We start from the raw sequence: 14,213 nt of genomic DNA on the forward strand, positions 1-14,213 counted from the left end.
ACAAGCGCAAAGGAGCGATCAATAGTGCTCCATGAATGCTCAAGGAAACGGCCATGCGAATGACATTTCTCGGTGCTGCGGGCACGGTCACGGGTAGCAAGTACTTGCTGGAACATCGCGACCAGCATGTGCTGATCGATTGCGGTCTGTTCCAGGGCTATAAACAACTGCGCTTGCACAACTGGGACCCGTTCCAGTTGCCGGTTCGCGACCTCGAAGCCATTGTGCTGACCCACGCTCATCTGGATCACAGCGGCTACCTGCCGGTATTGGTGCGCAACGGCTATCGCGGCCCTGTATATGCCACGCCAGCCACCTGTGAATTGGTGAAAATCCTGCTGTGCGACAGCGGCCGCTTGCAGGAAGAAGAGGCCGAGTTCGCCAATCGCCATGGCTTCTCCAAACACTCTCCGGCCTTGCCGCTGTACACCGAGCAAGACGCTGAGCGGGCATTGAAATTGCTGCGGCCGGTGCAGTTGCACCACCGGGTCGACATTGTCCCGGGGATGAGCATTCTGTTGCGCGGAGCCGGGCATATTCTGGGCGCAGCGACCGTGGAAGTCGTCGCCGATGGCATGACCCTGGTGTTTTCCGGGGATCTGGGGCGGCCGAACGATCCATTGATGTTTGCCCCGGAGACAATCGAGCAGGCCGATTATCTGCTGGTGGAGTCGACCTATGGTGACCGTCGGCATCCCGACGAATCCCCGGAAGATCAACTGGCCGAGGTCATCACCCGTACCGCGCTGCGCCATGGCATCACGCTGGTGCCATCGTTCGCGGTCGGTCGCGCGCAATTGCTGATGTATCACCTGTATCGCTTGCAACAAAAACGCGCGATTCCCGACCTGCCGATCTACCTCAACAGCCCCATGGCCACCGACGTCACACGCTTGTACCAACGCTTTCGCAGTGAACACCGGTTGTCCCTGGAAGAGTGCGAAGGCATGTGCCGTGTCACGCGTTTTGTGCGCTCCACCAGAGACTCCATCGAGCTGGACCAGCAGCGCACACCCGCGGTGATCATCGCCGCCAGCGGCATGGCCACTGGCGGGCGGGTGTTGCACCACCTCAAGGCGCTGGCGCCCAATCCGCTCAATACGCTGCTGGTGCCGGGCTTTCAGGCGGGTGGTACCCGCGGCGCGCAGATCATCGCAGGCGCCCCGTCGGTACGTATTCACGGCAAGGATGTGCCGATCCGCGCCGAAGTGGTGCCGATGGAAACCCTGTCCGCACACGCCGACTGCGATGAAATCATGCTGTGGTTGCGCGGCTTCAAGCGGCCGCCGAAACACACCTATGTGGTACATGGCGAACCCAATGCCTCGGATGTATTGCGCCGGCGAATCAGCCTGGAGCTGGGCTGGTCGGTCTCGGTGCCGGAGTACCGCGACAGCGTGGAGCTGACGGGGCCTCTTTAGTGCTCTGGTCACTATAGAAAAGGGGCTCTAAAAAAAGCCCCTGGCCGATTCGTTTCGCCACGCGAGCCGTCTATTTCGAGAACTTTCGTGCCCCGGCCACGCAAAGAATCACCGCCACGGTCACCCCCAGCATGGCAACGCTGACCTGCTCATGCAGCAACGTGGCCGCCAGTGCCAGGCCGAAAAACGGCTGCAGCAACTGAAGCTGGCCGACGGCGGCAATCCCGCCCTGAGCCAGCCCGCGGTACCAGAACACAAAGCCAATCAACATGCTGAACAGCGACACGTAAGCCAGGCTCAACCACGCAGGCGGGGTAATTGCCGAGAGCGAAGGCGGGGCCAGCAACCAGGTCAGCGGCGCCATGACGGGCAGCGACAGCACCAGCGCCCAGGAAATCACCTGCCAGCCTCCCAGAGTCTTGGAAAGCTTCGCACCTTCGGCATAGCCCAACCCGCACGCCAGGATCGCCAGCAACATCAGAATGTCCCCCGCAGGAGAGGCCGTCAGGCCTTGGGAGACGGCAAACCCCACCACCAGCAGGCTGCCCAGCACCGAGAAGAACCAGAACACCGGCCGGGGCCGCTCGCCGCCGCGCCAGACCCCGAACGCTGCGGTGGCGAGCGGCAACAGGCCAACGAAGACGATGGAGTGCGCAGACGTTACATATTGCAGCGCCAGTGCGGTCAACAGCGGAAACCCTAATACAACGCCCAGGGCCACGATGGCCAGGGAGAACAGTTGATGCCTGGCCGGGCGTTTTTCCTTGAACAGCAACAGCAAGCACAGCGCCACAATGGCAGCGATACTGGCCCGGGCAACCGTCAGGAAGACCGGGTCGAACTGTAGAACGGCCACCCGTGTCGCCGGCAGCGAGCCGCTGAAGATGAGCACGCCAATGAACCCGTTGAGCCATCCGCTCGCGGTCTTTTCCGTGGTGTGCTGTTGCAGGTTCGATGTGCGTTCCATTCTGGATCCCCTTCATGCTCAGGTTGCATGGAAGGCATCGTATGGACGAAACTCAATACAATCAAAATATTGTCATGGATACATCTGCTCATGCCTCGTTCCCGCTACAAATCACTGGTGGATACGTTTGCCGCGGATATTCGCTCAGGGCGCCTGTTGCCGGGCACGCGCTTGCCGACTCACCGTCAGTTGGCGACCACGGAAGGCCTGGCCCTGGTGACGGCAAGCCGGGTCTATGCGGAGCTGGAAGCCATGGGCCTGGTCAGCGGGGAGACGGGGCGGGGGACGTTCGTCAGGGAAACCTCGTGGTCGCCCAACCAGGCTATCGATCAACACAGCGTTGCCGCCGGCATGACCGACCTGAACTTCAACTATCCGGCGCTACCCGGGCAAGCAGAACTGTTGCGCAATGCCCTGCGGCAGCTCGCCTCGGCCGGTGATCTGGAAGCGTTGCTGCGCTACCAGCCACACGCCGGGCGACCCCATGAGCGCGCCGCTGTAGCGCGCCATCTGCGCGTTCGAGGGCTGACGGTCGAGGCTGAGCAAGTGCTGATCGTCACCGGCGCCCAGCAAGGGCTGGCGGTGACGATGATGGCGCTGTTGCAACCCGGTGACGTGATTGCCGCGGACGCGTTGACCTACCCGGGGTTCAAGGCCCTGGCCGACACGCTGCACCTTGAAATCGTGCCCATTCCGGTGCTCGATCACGGGCCTGATCTGCAAGCGCTGGAAAGCCTGTGCCGGCATCGACGCGTGCGGGCCGTGTACACGATGCCGACCCTGCACAATCCGCTGGGCTGGGTGATGAGTGCCGAGCAACGGGAACACCTGGTGACGATTGCGCGCCAGCATGGGCTGCTGATCATAGAAGACGCCGCTTACGCCTTCCTCGCCGAAAATCCACCCGCGCCGCTGGCGGTACTCGCCCCCGAGAGGACGATTTACGTGTCAGGGCTCTCCAAAAGCGTGGCCACCGGACTGCGCGTCGGCTTCGTCGCCGCCCCCCTGCAGAACGTGCCCGCGCTGGAGCGCACAATCAAAGCGACCACCTGGAATACCCCGGGTGTGATGACGGCGATTGCCACCACCTGGCTTGACGACGGCACCGTCATGCAACTGGAAGCCGAAAAGCGCCGGGACGCGCAGGCCAGGCAAATCGTGGCCGGCGAGGTGCTGACGGGGCTGCGCTGTATTCGCCACCCCTCGTCCTATTTTCTTTGGCTGCCGTTGTCGGAAGACGCACGGGCCGACCAGATCGCCATGGCGTTGATGCGGGAAAACGTCTCGGTTTCAACCGCCGAACCGTTTGCCACATCGGCCAACGTTCCACATGCGTTTCGCCTGGCGCTGGGCTCCGTGGAGATGGGGGCGCTCAGGGAGGCGCTGGAGAAAGTGAAGTGGGTGGTTGGGGCTTATACATAGTCTCGTTATTACCGAAGAGTATGTGCCTACGCCGTAGTGGTCGGTAGAGAGCCTTTATTCCAACAACTAGCGCATTACAATCTCACTGAATTTGACGGTAAGCGTCTCATCATTCCCATCTCGAAACACCAACTTGATCGCTGGTGTTTTGCTGAGTTTGCTGTTGCTCTGCTGGAAGATCAGCGTAACGCGTGTAGGTACGTTGCGAATCAGCTGAAAGCGCAGCCAGGCGTTGTCCTCGACCTGGCCCACCCGGATCGACTCGAACTTCAGTGGACCGCCAGACTCGTCGAATAGCCGGGTGCCGTCGTCGAAGCGAAAGCTGCGGTCTACGTTCAGATTGGTCAGTTCAAAAGTGCAGGTGGGCAGACGGCCGATGTTCTCGCAACCCTCCAGTTCGATGCGAATGTTATCCAGCACTTCCATGCGTTTGCCGAGCAGGTTGTTGCCTTCGTTTTCGACTATTTTGGCTTGCAGTTTGGCGAACTCGAAAGAGGGCTTGGCGTATTCGGTGCCTAGGATGAAGAAGCCGAAAGACAAGCCGGCGATCATGAAAAACTGCAACGCGCCGCGGAGCATCGGCGTGAAATTACGAATCTGCCAGCCGATTGAAACGGCTCCCAGAAATATAAATGCACTCACCAGCAGGACCACGTTTTTCCAGCTGATGAAGCTGAAACCGAACACGCTCGGGTCCGGCACGGCATAGGTGATTAACGCCCACATGGCGCCCAGCACGACGCTGAGGCCTGCCATGCCGCGGGTGATCAACGAGGTGAATTTCTGAGTGCGGGTAAGCGGTATTGCTGAGTCTTGCTGGGATATCACGGTGCTGATTCCTTGTTCCGTAGCCGATCGTCCGTCCTTGAAGGTGACTGTCAGGCTGTAGCAATATAAAACCTTGAGAAATCAAGGTCAGAGCCTGGTTGTGGCAGGGGGCCATTATCCAGTAATGGCAGGCTGGGTAAAGACGTGGGAGCACCAATCACGAGTAGGTGAATGGCTCAAGAAAAATTTGCGGATCAATCCAGAGTCTTAAACCATAAGGAATGACTGAATAGCCGTCGTAGCGACCCGAGAAGGTATTAGACGCAGCGAACTCTAAAAAACGACCACGTTTATCGTTAACGACGCGTATACCCGGGCAATCGAGCATTGAGTACCGCACTATTGGGTTTGGTAGCGGAGCCGCCCACAGCTGGACTTCAACATCGCAATCAAATTGCCAAATGGTCAATTGCAGTCTGACAGCGCCCTGTTCGACGATGTACTGGTGCGAGATCCCGGACTCTCCTTCAGAAGGAGCAACCCCAAGTACGTTGAAAAGGTCAAACGGGTCCCATATCAGTGGTGGCATTGCACTTTCCTTTATCGAAGAGCAGTTCGGGTTGTTTCACGCCCCATCGAGCCCAAATTTTTTGGAGTCCAGGCGTCGTTGTCAGCGTTATCTACAATGGGGTTCCTGGACTCCGAATACCTCATCCATCACTGGTCGATCATGGGTTAGTAAAAAATGCTGATGTTTCTGATACAGCTGCGCCAGGGCAGTCCTGTTCGGTCCGACGACATCCATGCCGCGATCATCGTAGGGAAATGCCATAACCTGCAGGTTCAGGTTGAAAAAGTAGATGTCACAAAACGGGCGGGGCCGAATGTCTCCAATGTCCTTCGCCAATGCACACCATAGAAAGTTCTGAAGTAGCGACAATGGGGCATGAAAGGCGACATTTACCCAATGCTCTTCTTCATGTTCATTAAACCAATTGTCCGGATGAATGGGGTTAAGCCATCGGGAATGATTCGAGGGGATCTTGATACCGGCCGCCCGAAGCTCCGCTAGAACAGGTCGGTGTGCAAATGGATTTGCTCCGGAACGAACACGAAGACAGACAACGAGCGATCCTTCCTCGGAGAATATGTCCTCGCAAATGCACCGTGCTTTTTGAAGCGCCAGGAGAAACTGTTCAATGGCAGTTCCCTTTTCGGAAAGGCTGAATCGCAAACCTCCCGGGTAGGAATAGAACAGTGGCCGTTCGAAGGCTTTTCTTTCGAAAACCTCGTCAATTTCACGCTGTAGGTTCACTACTTTACGGTCCTTCGTAAGAGGAGTTAGTAAAAGGGAGTCGGCGGCCAAGAGCACAACTTTAGGCACATCGGGCTTTCCGGCGAGTCCAAAGACCCGTGGGGCCGGGCTTTTGAGGAGCGGGGGCTCTGCTGGGCTGGAATAACCCTCGAATATTTGCTTAAGTCCAGCTATCGCAGCCACACGGGTGCTGCACTTCAATCCCTGAAGGGCATTCCACCCGGAGAATTCCATGTCTCTTCGATTCCCGCGTTTAGCCGCATTGCTCGCCATCCTCACGATCGGCGTCTTGCCCTGTGCCCAAGCCGTTGAATACACCCGGGTCAACACCACCGCCAGCAAGATCTCCTTCACCTATAACCAGTTCGGCTCCAGGGTGTACGGCACCTTCGGCAAATTCGACGCCACGCTCGATTTCGACACGGCAAACCCCACCGCGGCCCATGCCAGGATGACCATCGACCTTGCCAGCATCGATGCCGGCAGCAGCGATGCTAATACCGAGCTGCAAAAGCCTGCCTGGTTCAATACGGCGGACTATCCGGTGGCGACCTTTGAATCGACCCGGGTGAAAGCGCTGGGCAATCAGCGCTATCTGATCACCGGCAAACTTAACCTCAGGGGCATGACGCGCGAGTTGCAGGTGAAGGTGCTGTTGAAGCCGGAGCAGGCCATCGGGATTTTCGACGGCAACATCATTCTCAAACGCAGTGACTTCAAGATCGGGGAGGGGGAGTGGGCCGATACGGTGGTCTCCAACGACATCGACATCCGCTTCCGCATCGTCGCGCCGCAGCGTTGATTTTCCTGCGAGGGGCTCGATCTGTGACAATGGCCGGGCTGATGTTCAGTAAGCCTTGATCCGGAGTCAGAAACGCAATGCCCCAGCTCACCCACTTTGCCACTCCATGCCCGGAGCCCATCAACAGCCAGATTCTGCAGATGGTCGTCGACAACCTGACCGACATCAGCATGGTAGGCATCGCGCCGAGCAACCCGTTGTACAACGTCTATCAATACGCGGTGGGCTATGAGGTTCATCTCTACCTGGAAGCGCTCGGCGGCGCCAAAGGCATTGCGGTCGAGTTGATCGTCGCCATGGATGATGAAGATCCCGAGAAGGTCATCGGGTTTTTGCTGTACCTGCCGGTCAAGGACGATCCCGAGGCCTGCGGCGTGGCGTACATGGCGGTGCAGGCCAGTCACCGGCGACAGGGTGTCGCGCGGGCGATGCTGCAAGACATGCTCGGTTGCTACCCCCATGCCGAGTTGACATGCACCGTCGCCAAGGTGCCGTGGTTCGAGTCGATGGGTTTTCAAGTGCTGGGCGTGCGCGGCACTCAGGTGCTGATGAACACCCGGGATCACGGCACCGAAGGCCTGATGGGCCTGTTGGATGTCACCTCGATCTACAGTTCTTTGGAGGTGCGGCAGATACATACGTATCTGCTGCAAAAACACGGCAAGCGGGCAATGATCGATGCGGAAAAGCAGCGCGACCGGCATCTCGACCAAATGACGCGCAACGCCAAGGCGTTTGTGCTGGATCGTTTGAGCAAAACGCCGAGCACGGGCCTCGTCCCGTCTAGACTGTCGAGTCCTTTCGGGCGCGCAGGCTGGCCGAGGCGTGATATTCTGTCGCATTAACTTGGTTTGACTTATTCGGTTCGTACGTCCACAGACGTGCGGCAGAATCAATGTCGCTCAAGTAGCTGAGCCAATAATGATAAGAAGTCAGTGCACGAGGGACATATAACTGAGGTCGATGGAGACACGTCGGCCTTGTGTGCCCACCTTCAAATCTTTCTGAATGCAGAAACCCGCGGCACGCTGCCTGCGTACCCGTGAACCTGGGTTGCTCATGAATGAGGGTTGGAGGCGGATGGCGTTTATCATAGGTGCTACAAATGTTTAAGAAACTGAACACAGCCCTGCTGGGGCTGGCTTTGTCGATGGGGATCACGTCCGCTTACGCGGAGGCAAAGAAAGTCGATGTGCTGCTCATTGGCGGCGGCATCATGAGTGCAACGCTGGGTGTATGGCTCAATGAGCTGGAACCCGACTTGTCGATGGAAATGGTAGAGCGCCTCGATGGCGTCGCCCTGGAAAGCTCCAACGGCTGGAACAACGCCGGTACCGGTCACTCCGCCCTGGCCGAGTTGAACTACACCCCGGAAGACGAGAATGGCAAAGTTCAGATCACGAAAGCCGTTGAAATCAACGAAGCCTTCCAGATCTCCCGTCAGTTCTGGGCCTGGCAAGTTCAGCAAGGCGTGCTGAAGAACCCGCGTTCGTTCATCAACTCCACTCCGCACATGAGCTTTGTGTGGGGCGATGACAACATCAAGTTCCTGAAGAAGCGCTACGAAGCCCTGCAAGCAAGCCCGCTGTTCGCCGGCATGCAGTACTCCGAAGACCCGGCAGTGATCAAGAAATGGGTTCCGCTGATGATGGAAGGGCGTGACCCGAACCAGAAAGTCGCGGCCACCTGGAGCCCGCTCGGTAACGACATGAACTTTGGCGAGATCACCCGCCAGTTCGTCGCGCACCTGCAAACCACGCCGAAGTTCGACTTGAAGTTGTCTAGCGAAGTGCAAGACATCACCAAGAACGCAGACGGCAGCTGGCGCGTCAGCTACAAAAACCTGAAAGACGGCACCAAAACCGAAACCGACGCCAAGTTCGTGTTCATCGGCGCGGGCGGCGGTGCACTGCACCTGCTGCAGAAGTCCGGCATTCCTGAAGCTCAGGAATACGCAGGCTTCCCGGTTGGCGGCTCGTTCCTGGTCACCGATAACCCGGCCATCGCCGAACAACACCTGGCCAAGGCCTACGGCAAAGCCTCCGTTGGCGCACCGCCAATGTCGGTTCCGCACCTGGACACCCGTGTCCTGGACGGCAAGCGCGTCATCCTGTTTGGCCCATTCGCGACCTTCAGCACCAAGTTCCTCAAAGAAGGCTCGTACCTGGACCTGCTGAGCACCACCACCACGCACAACGTGTGGCCAATGACCCGCGTCGGCATCAAGGAATACCCACTGGTCGAGTATCTGGCAGGCCAACTGATGCTGTCTGACGAAGACCGCATGAATGCCCTGAAAGAATACTTCCCGAATGCCAAAGCCGAAGACTGGCGCCTGTGGCAAGCCGGCCAGCGCGTGCAAATCATCAAGCGTGATGAAGCCGCCGGTGGCGTGCTGAAGCTGGGTACCGAAATCGTTGCTTCGCAAGACGGCACCATCGCCGGCCTGCTGGGCGCATCGCCAGGCGCATCGACTGCCGCACCGATCATGCTGACCGTGCTGCAGAAAGTGTTCAAGGACAAGGTTGCCACCCCAGCCTGGCAGGAAAAACTGCACCAGATCGTGCCAAGCTATGGCACTCAGCTGAACAACAGCCCTGAGAAAGTGGCTCAAGAGTGGGCTTACACCGCCAAGGTGCTGGAGCTGACTCCGCCGCCGGCGATTGGTCAGGTGGCGGCTCCGGCTGCTGCTCCGGCTGCTCCGGCTAAGGCGCCGAAGGCCAATGCTGCGACGGATATGGCTCTGTAACTAGAAGCCCTGTCAAAAGCCCACTGAACCGGTGACGGTCAGTGGGCTTTTTTGTGGGCGAAAGATCAAAAGATCGCAGCCTTCGGTAGCTCCTACGTGTTCGTGGTGTTCGTGGTGTTCGCGTGTCGCAGATATCGCCGATACAAAACGACACCCATGACAGCCGAAAGCAACCCAACCCCCGCATTACCCAAAAGCCAAATCGCAAAGTTTCGACTTTGGTCTGCCTCACTCTCGTAGAACGGCTCAAAGTAGCCAGACACTGCCACGAATATCAAATTAAACGCCCCAACGGCCAGGGCAACAACAAGGATGACGAACAATGTCCCTTTAACAATTTTCATATGACCTTCCAAAACCATATTTCCTTCGACTCGTGGTAGTCGGAGAAGCTGCCCTCAATGGAAATCCCCAGCTGGATACGAGGGTAGCTCATCCAGTCCGTTAATCTACGCCCGTTTCATAGATCGATATGATCGCCGCTGCGATTGCCGAAGGTCTCGTTTCCTCGGCGCCAGAAATCCTTGAAGAAAATGATGCCTTGTTGCCCTTCAAGATCATCTTCGAAGTCCTTCGGCTTTATCTTTTTGATGGCGTGCAGCCCGGGTATTTTGGCTTGGCTTAACGCCTGCGCGATTTCTTCTGCTGCCGTCCCGGCGCGGCTGTATATCCGGTACGTGAAGCAGCATTGCCAGTCGCTCACCGTAACTTTGCCTTTGCCTTCTTCAAACATTCATCCATTGCTCTTTCTTGCACTGCTAATATCTTGTTTTGAGGTTGATAGAGTCCCGACACGGTTGTATATCCGGTACGTGAAGCGACATTGTCAGTCGCTCCCTGTAACTTTTCTTTTTCCTTCTTCAAACATTCATCCAATGCTCTTTCTTGCTCTGCCGATACATCGATTTGAGGTTGATGGTTTTCCGGGGTGGCTATATATCCACTGCTGTCATCATTGGGCTCATTGTTTTTAATGGCCCCATCCTTCAAGCGCTCCGATGAACTAGCTATTTCGCTTGAATTACTATCGTCTTTCTTGTTTTCAGTCGCAGCCTGGCTTGAGTTCTGACTGACAGGGTTGTCACTCGATGTCACGGTTTTTGCGGTGGGTGTATCACTAGCTTTATTAGATTCCAGAGGGTGGGCGGCGGGAGCGGAGACGGTGTCTAATTTAACTGTTGGCTTGTTTTTTTTCGTCGACTTATTGCTGTTTTTTTGCGTTTTCTTGGCCATTGAAAAAGCAGAGTTCAGTTCTTTTTTGTTCTTGTGGATAAGACTGTCAATCGGCACGTAGCTAATAATTTGGTTGGGTTTTCTTTTGATATTTGAATTATAAAATTTCACTTGCTTCTGCGTTAGCTGGATGTCGGCAACAGGCGACAATCGAATGAGGCCAGAAATCGCCTCGCGAGCAATAGCATATGTCAGTTGATCAAGGCTGTAAGAAAAGCTATTGCTGGTTTTTGGTATGGCAGAGGGGGGCGCTATTAATTCAATGGCACTGTCATGCCTGGAGAGTATTTTTCCTGCCGCTAAATCTTTATATGTGTAAACAACATTGCATTTCGATCGAGTCCCGCCTCGGGCGTTGCTTATAGATACTGAAGATATTTCTGTACTTATTTCAATGCGGCCGCTGTAATGTCCAAATTCGATAAAGCGATCACTGTTATGAATTTCTTTCTGGGTCGCATTCTTGATGGAATTTCCCCAGTTTGAAATTTGTAATTCACCTGGAAAGTTGTTGTCTGTATCTGCATTTTCTTTGGTTTTTATTTCTGCAGGAAGCACAATAACATCTACATTGTATGCAAGGTCATAATAGTCGATATCAGGAACAATGCTCTTGTTTCTTTCGCTTGAGACTTCTGAATAATTTCTTATGTTGGCACAACTCGTCACTCCGAAAAAGCTAAAAGCCAGCACGAGTAAGGCAGTTATTTTTTTTGTCGACATGTTACCCTCCCATAATTGTTGATTAAGGGCTTGCGTTGTCGTTGACGCATAATAATGATTGGGCCGAATTCGGCGATAACGAAATAATAGAAGCCTCTAGATAACTCTGCGCTACCAATTCCGACTTTTTTAAAAGTCTATATAAATCATAGGCCTATATTTCACGCCCAACCCCTTAGCTGTAATCGCGCGACTTCTGTTTTTTGACGTCAATATCCTGTTGGGTCAGATTGATCCGCAGGAGTAGGTGAAGTTCAAGGCGGTATCTACGGTCACCAACTGCCTGTGCTCAACCAGTCCAGGCATATAACTGGTAGCCATGAAGTCAAGGCTCACCACTGATCATTCTTTCCTGGCAAGGGATCAGAGGACTGGCAGCCGTGTTCAAACTGAATGTCCGCCCCCCAGGAGAGATGCATCCGGTCCCATTATTCTGGCTTCAACAGCATCTCTACCCATCACCAACTACACTTTCTCCAGCCAGTCCGGGCAATCGTCCGGGGGCACACTCCAGGAGGAATCATGACAAGGAAAAATGTCTCCAGCCCTGAACCCTCAGCTACCGAAGCCAACGTGCTGTCGAGCCCGCCCGACATAGCTGCTCTCGCCGAGATATCCATCACTGATCCTGACAAAATGCACCCTGCGTGGATCAAGGAGCAGTTTCCCGAGTACGTGGACCCGCATGCAGGCCATGAGGCCAGGACGGTTCGCGAGATTAATCACAAAGGGCACGTTGTCCGGATCGTGACCACCTACCAGGTGGAGGTGGATGGGGCCCCGGTCCAGGCGCATCTGTTTGTGGACGATGCTGGACAGGTCCATACGCATGCCACTCCATTCGTTTCTTACGGATCGGCTCTCGATTTGATGACAGCGGTGATCGATGCCTATCCCGAGTCTTTCGCCAAGGGCAATGGCGACGGGGGAGAGCACTCCGACCATCCCGTTCACCATGATCACGGAGCACATCATGATCAGGTCTAATGCTGTCAAAGATCTCGCGGCGCTTCAGAAATACGTCGAAGGGGTGAAGCTGCTCAAGGATCCTGCGCTGAATCCCTGGCCTGGGCAGGCCAATCTCTCGATTTATGACTCCTTGGTGGCCTGGCACCACCGGGCCATGATGATTTCAACGCCTGCGGGGCAGATGGCCAGGAATGCTGCGCATGGAGGCCCATCATTTTTACCGTGGCATCGCTACTTTCTAGTGCGGCTGGAATCGTTGCTTCGCAAAGCGGTAAATGACCCACACTTTCGAATTCCCTATTGGGACTGGAACACTGACGCGGAACTTCAGGACCCCAGGACATCAGTCATCTGGTCGAATCAGTACCTTGGACAGTTCGTGGACGGGAAGTGGCGGGTACGACTGATGGGTGATGGCCGCACCATGGAACTGGGCCGGGTAAACCGCCCCCTGGTGCGTTATCTGGGGGGAGGTGGGGCGCTGCCCAGCCGAGCCAATGTACGCAAGGTCATCCAGGAAAATACCCTGTATGACAAAGTGCCCTACGACGCGGCGCAATCCACCGGTGGTGCGCGCAACTACATCGAGGGATGGACTGGCAAAGAACGCATTCACAACAACGTCCATGTGTGGGTCGGCGGTGACATGGGGTTGTCGTCTTCGCCAAACGACCCGGTGTTCTTTCTGCATCATTGCAATGTCGACCGGCTCTGGGCGGCATGGCAAGCGAAGCATCCCGCCGCCGCTTACGTACCTGACGCAGCGGCTCCCGATACGCTCAAGTTCCATCGGATCGATGACCCGATGTACAGCCCTTTTCCGGAAAAGGTGACACCTCGAGATGTTCTGAATTACAGCCAGTACTACAAGTACGACACTTTGAGCGACCTGCTTTAGGCAGCATCAAGCGGGGGAGTCTCTAGTCATACTGAGCGCCTGCTCTTGCAGACTCGTTTGTATCAACGCAGCCAATTGTCGGGGGGCAGGCGCCAAGTGTTCTGCCCCTCGATAAAGCACATAGCCGAGGGTCGGCAGCGGGGGTAGACCGGCAATCACGGCGAGATGCCCTGGCAGACCAATGCGGGTTCGCAACGTGAGGCCCAAACCGGCCGCAACGGCCGCCCAGATTCCACCAACGCTGGGGCTGGTCAGCGCGATTCGCCAGGGAATCCGCGCCTCATCCAGTGCCTGGGTGGCCGCGCTGCGCAACACGCAAGGGGCGTCGAACATGATCAATGGCAGGGGGGAATCGACAGAGCGGTTGATGGGGGGCGAGTCACGAGGCCCGATCCAGTGCATCTGCGTTTCACCCAGGTGCGTGGCGTAGGGGGACTTGTGCCCTGTGTCCCAAGACAGGGCCAGGTCCAGGCCGCCGCTGTCGATCAATGCAAGCAGTTCGGCATTGCGCGCGATCCTGACTTCGAGGCTCACCATCGGGTACATCTTGACGTAGCGTCGCAGAATGTCGCTGAGAAAGTGTTCGCCAAAGTCTTCCTGAAGCCCCAGGCGTACCGTGGCGGCGGTCTGGCTTTCGTGCAGGGTCTGGAAAATGCTGTCGTTCAGTTCAAGCAGTCGGCGTGCATGGCTGAGCAGGGTTTCACCCACCGGCGTCAACACCAGCCCTCGACCGGATTTTGACAGCACTGGCGTGCCTACCTGTTCCTCAAGCTTCTTGAGTTGTGCGCTCACGGCAGACGTCGAGCGATTGAGCCGATCCGCCGCCTTGGCGAAGCTGTTGAACTCCACGCCGGTCACGAAAGTACGCAGCACATCAAGATCGAAGGTCGGACGGCGCATCGAATCATCCATTAATTCGGGACTAAAGCCGCTATTAAATCTGATA

The 14,213-nt window shown here is 56.3% G+C and carries 15 protein-coding genes; 7 read left to right on the forward strand and 8 right to left on the reverse strand.

Going from position 1 to position 14,213, the window contains the following annotated elements:
• The first annotated feature begins 53 nt into the window (after positions 1-53).
• Positions 54-1,421, forward strand: a complete 1,368-nt coding sequence (locus LOY28_RS09780) for an MBL fold metallo-hydrolase RNA specificity domain-containing protein (protein WP_225602802.1) — start codon at positions 54-56, stop codon at positions 1,419-1,421.
• Between the two features lie 70 nt (positions 1,422-1,491).
• Here LOY28_RS09780 and LOY28_RS09785 read toward each other — a convergent pair whose 3' ends face one another.
• A complete protein-coding gene (locus LOY28_RS09785; protein WP_230172796.1) occupies positions 1,492-2,388 on the reverse strand; it encodes a DMT family transporter in 897 nt (298 codons plus the stop codon).
• A gap of 90 nt (positions 2,389-2,478) precedes the next feature.
• On the opposite strand from LOY28_RS09785, the gene LOY28_RS09790 reads away from it, so the two are divergent.
• Complete coding sequence (locus LOY28_RS09790; RefSeq protein WP_258613516.1) at positions 2,479-3,810, forward strand: PLP-dependent aminotransferase family protein; 1,332 nt, start codon at positions 2,479-2,481, stop codon at positions 3,808-3,810.
• A 66-nt stretch (positions 3,811-3,876) separates the two neighbouring features.
• Here LOY28_RS09790 and LOY28_RS09795 read toward each other — a convergent pair whose 3' ends face one another.
• From LOY28_RS09795 to LOY28_RS09805, 3 genes are all read right to left on the reverse strand, one after another.
• The gene (locus LOY28_RS09795) at positions 3,877-4,638 is read right to left on the reverse strand and encodes a hypothetical protein (RefSeq protein ID WP_018928175.1); all 762 of its coding nucleotides are present in this window, start codon (positions 4,636-4,638) and stop codon (positions 3,877-3,879) included.
• 157 nt (positions 4,639-4,795) lie between these two features.
• On the reverse strand, positions 4,796-5,167 hold the full coding sequence (locus LOY28_RS09800) for a hypothetical protein (RefSeq protein ID WP_018928174.1): 372 nt from the start codon (positions 5,165-5,167) through the stop codon (positions 4,796-4,798).
• A gap of 87 nt (positions 5,168-5,254) precedes the next feature.
• Positions 5,255-6,127, reverse strand: a complete 873-nt coding sequence (locus tag LOY28_RS09805) for a DUF3885 domain-containing protein (protein ID WP_258613520.1) — start codon at positions 6,125-6,127, stop codon at positions 5,255-5,257.
• On the opposite strand from LOY28_RS09805, the gene LOY28_RS09810 reads away from it, so the two are divergent.
• The 3 genes from LOY28_RS09810 (at position 6,126) to mqo (ending at position 9,444) form a co-directional block, all read left to right on the forward strand.
• Positions 6,126-6,695 (forward strand): YceI family protein, encoded by a 570-nt coding sequence (locus LOY28_RS09810; protein ID WP_064616936.1) that lies wholly within the window; start codon positions 6,126-6,128, stop codon positions 6,693-6,695. The genes LOY28_RS09805 and LOY28_RS09810 overlap by 2 nt on opposite strands.
• Before the next feature lie 77 nt (positions 6,696-6,772).
• Complete coding sequence (locus LOY28_RS09815) at positions 6,773-7,540, forward strand: GNAT family N-acetyltransferase (protein WP_258613525.1); 768 nt, start codon at positions 6,773-6,775, stop codon at positions 7,538-7,540.
• Between the two features lie 260 nt (positions 7,541-7,800).
• Positions 7,801-9,444, forward strand: a complete 1,644-nt coding sequence (gene mqo / locus LOY28_RS09820; protein ID WP_111453755.1) for a malate dehydrogenase (quinone) — start codon at positions 7,801-7,803, stop codon at positions 9,442-9,444.
• Between the two features lie 92 nt (positions 9,445-9,536).
• Here the strand turns inward: mqo and LOY28_RS09825 are convergent, their stop codons facing one another.
• From LOY28_RS09825 to LOY28_RS09835, 3 genes are all read right to left on the reverse strand, one after another.
• Positions 9,537-9,788, reverse strand: coding sequence for a hypothetical protein (locus tag LOY28_RS09825; RefSeq protein WP_258613527.1), 252 nt, complete (start codon positions 9,786-9,788; stop codon positions 9,537-9,539).
• Positions 9,789-9,904: 116 nt separating this feature from the next.
• Positions 9,905-10,177, reverse strand: coding sequence for a type VI secretion system amidase effector protein Tae4 (locus LOY28_RS09830; RefSeq protein ID WP_258613529.1), 273 nt, complete (start codon positions 10,175-10,177; stop codon positions 9,905-9,907).
• Positions 10,144-11,400 (reverse strand): hypothetical protein, encoded by a 1,257-nt coding sequence (locus LOY28_RS09835; protein WP_258613530.1) that lies wholly within the window; start codon positions 11,398-11,400, stop codon positions 10,144-10,146. Before LOY28_RS09835 ends, LOY28_RS09830 begins: the two co-directional genes overlap by 34 nt.
• 522 nt (positions 11,401-11,922) lie before the next feature.
• On the opposite strand from LOY28_RS09835, the gene LOY28_RS09840 reads away from it, so the two are divergent.
• Together LOY28_RS09840 and LOY28_RS09845 are read left to right on the forward strand one after the other, a co-directional pair.
• On the forward strand, positions 11,923-12,387 hold the full coding sequence (locus tag LOY28_RS09840) for a hypothetical protein (protein WP_086945383.1): 465 nt from the start codon (positions 11,923-11,925) through the stop codon (positions 12,385-12,387).
• On the forward strand, positions 12,374-13,267 hold the full coding sequence (locus LOY28_RS09845) for a tyrosinase family protein (protein ID WP_018928164.1): 894 nt from the start codon (positions 12,374-12,376) through the stop codon (positions 13,265-13,267). The genes LOY28_RS09840 and LOY28_RS09845 overlap by 14 nt, the downstream gene beginning before the upstream one ends.
• Positions 13,268-13,273: 6 nt before the next feature.
• On the opposite strand, the gene LOY28_RS09850 is transcribed toward LOY28_RS09845, so the two are convergent.
• Positions 13,274-14,167: a LysR substrate-binding domain-containing protein gene (locus tag LOY28_RS09850; protein WP_111453760.1), complete on the reverse strand. Its 894-nt coding sequence runs from the start codon at positions 14,165-14,167 to the stop codon at positions 13,274-13,276.
• Positions 14,168-14,213 lie beyond the last annotated feature (46 nt).

The organism is Pseudomonas sp. B21-017 (assembly GCF_024749245.1).
Classification (GTDB): domain Bacteria; phylum Pseudomonadota; class Gammaproteobacteria; order Pseudomonadales; family Pseudomonadaceae; genus Aquipseudomonas.

What these genes read in the sequence shown, in the direction of transcription:
- LOY28_RS09785 (WP_230172796.1), bottom strand. Translation starts at nt 2,388, where the DNA reads ATGGAACGCACATCGAACCTGCAACAGCACACCACGGAAAAGACCGCG.
- LOY28_RS09790 (WP_258613516.1), top strand. Translation starts at nt 2,479, where the DNA reads ATGCCTCGTTCCCGCTACAAATCACTGGTGGATACGTTTGCCGCGGAT.
- LOY28_RS09840 (WP_086945383.1), top strand. Translation starts at nt 11,923, where the DNA reads ATGACAAGGAAAAATGTCTCCAGCCCTGAACCCTCAGCTACCGAAGCC.
- LOY28_RS09780 (WP_225602802.1), top strand. Translation starts at nt 54, where the DNA reads ATGCGAATGACATTTCTCGGTGCTGCGGGCACGGTCACGGGTAGCAAG.
- LOY28_RS09800 (WP_018928174.1), bottom strand. Translation starts at nt 5,167, where the DNA reads ATGCCACCACTGATATGGGACCCGTTTGACCTTTTCAACGTACTTGGG.
- LOY28_RS09850 (WP_111453760.1), bottom strand. Translation starts at nt 14,167, where the DNA reads ATGCGCCGTCCGACCTTCGATCTTGATGTGCTGCGTACTTTCGTGACC.
- LOY28_RS09835 (WP_258613530.1), bottom strand. Translation starts at nt 11,400, where the DNA reads ATGTCGACAAAAAAAATAACTGCCTTACTCGTGCTGGCTTTTAGCTTT.
- LOY28_RS09805 (WP_258613520.1), bottom strand. Translation starts at nt 6,127, where the DNA reads ATGGAATTCTCCGGGTGGAATGCCCTTCAGGGATTGAAGTGCAGCACC.
- mqo (WP_111453755.1), top strand. Translation starts at nt 7,801, where the DNA reads ATGTTTAAGAAACTGAACACAGCCCTGCTGGGGCTGGCTTTGTCGATG.
- LOY28_RS09815 (WP_258613525.1), top strand. Translation starts at nt 6,773, where the DNA reads ATGCCCCAGCTCACCCACTTTGCCACTCCATGCCCGGAGCCCATCAAC.
- LOY28_RS09825 (WP_258613527.1), bottom strand. Translation starts at nt 9,788, where the DNA reads ATGAAAATTGTTAAAGGGACATTGTTCGTCATCCTTGTTGTTGCCCTG.
- LOY28_RS09845 (WP_018928164.1), top strand. Translation starts at nt 12,374, where the DNA reads ATGATCAGGTCTAATGCTGTCAAAGATCTCGCGGCGCTTCAGAAATAC.
- LOY28_RS09810 (WP_064616936.1), top strand. Translation starts at nt 6,126, where the DNA reads ATGTCTCTTCGATTCCCGCGTTTAGCCGCATTGCTCGCCATCCTCACG.
- LOY28_RS09830 (WP_258613529.1), bottom strand. Translation starts at nt 10,177, where the DNA reads ATGTTTGAAGAAGGCAAAGGCAAAGTTACGGTGAGCGACTGGCAATGC.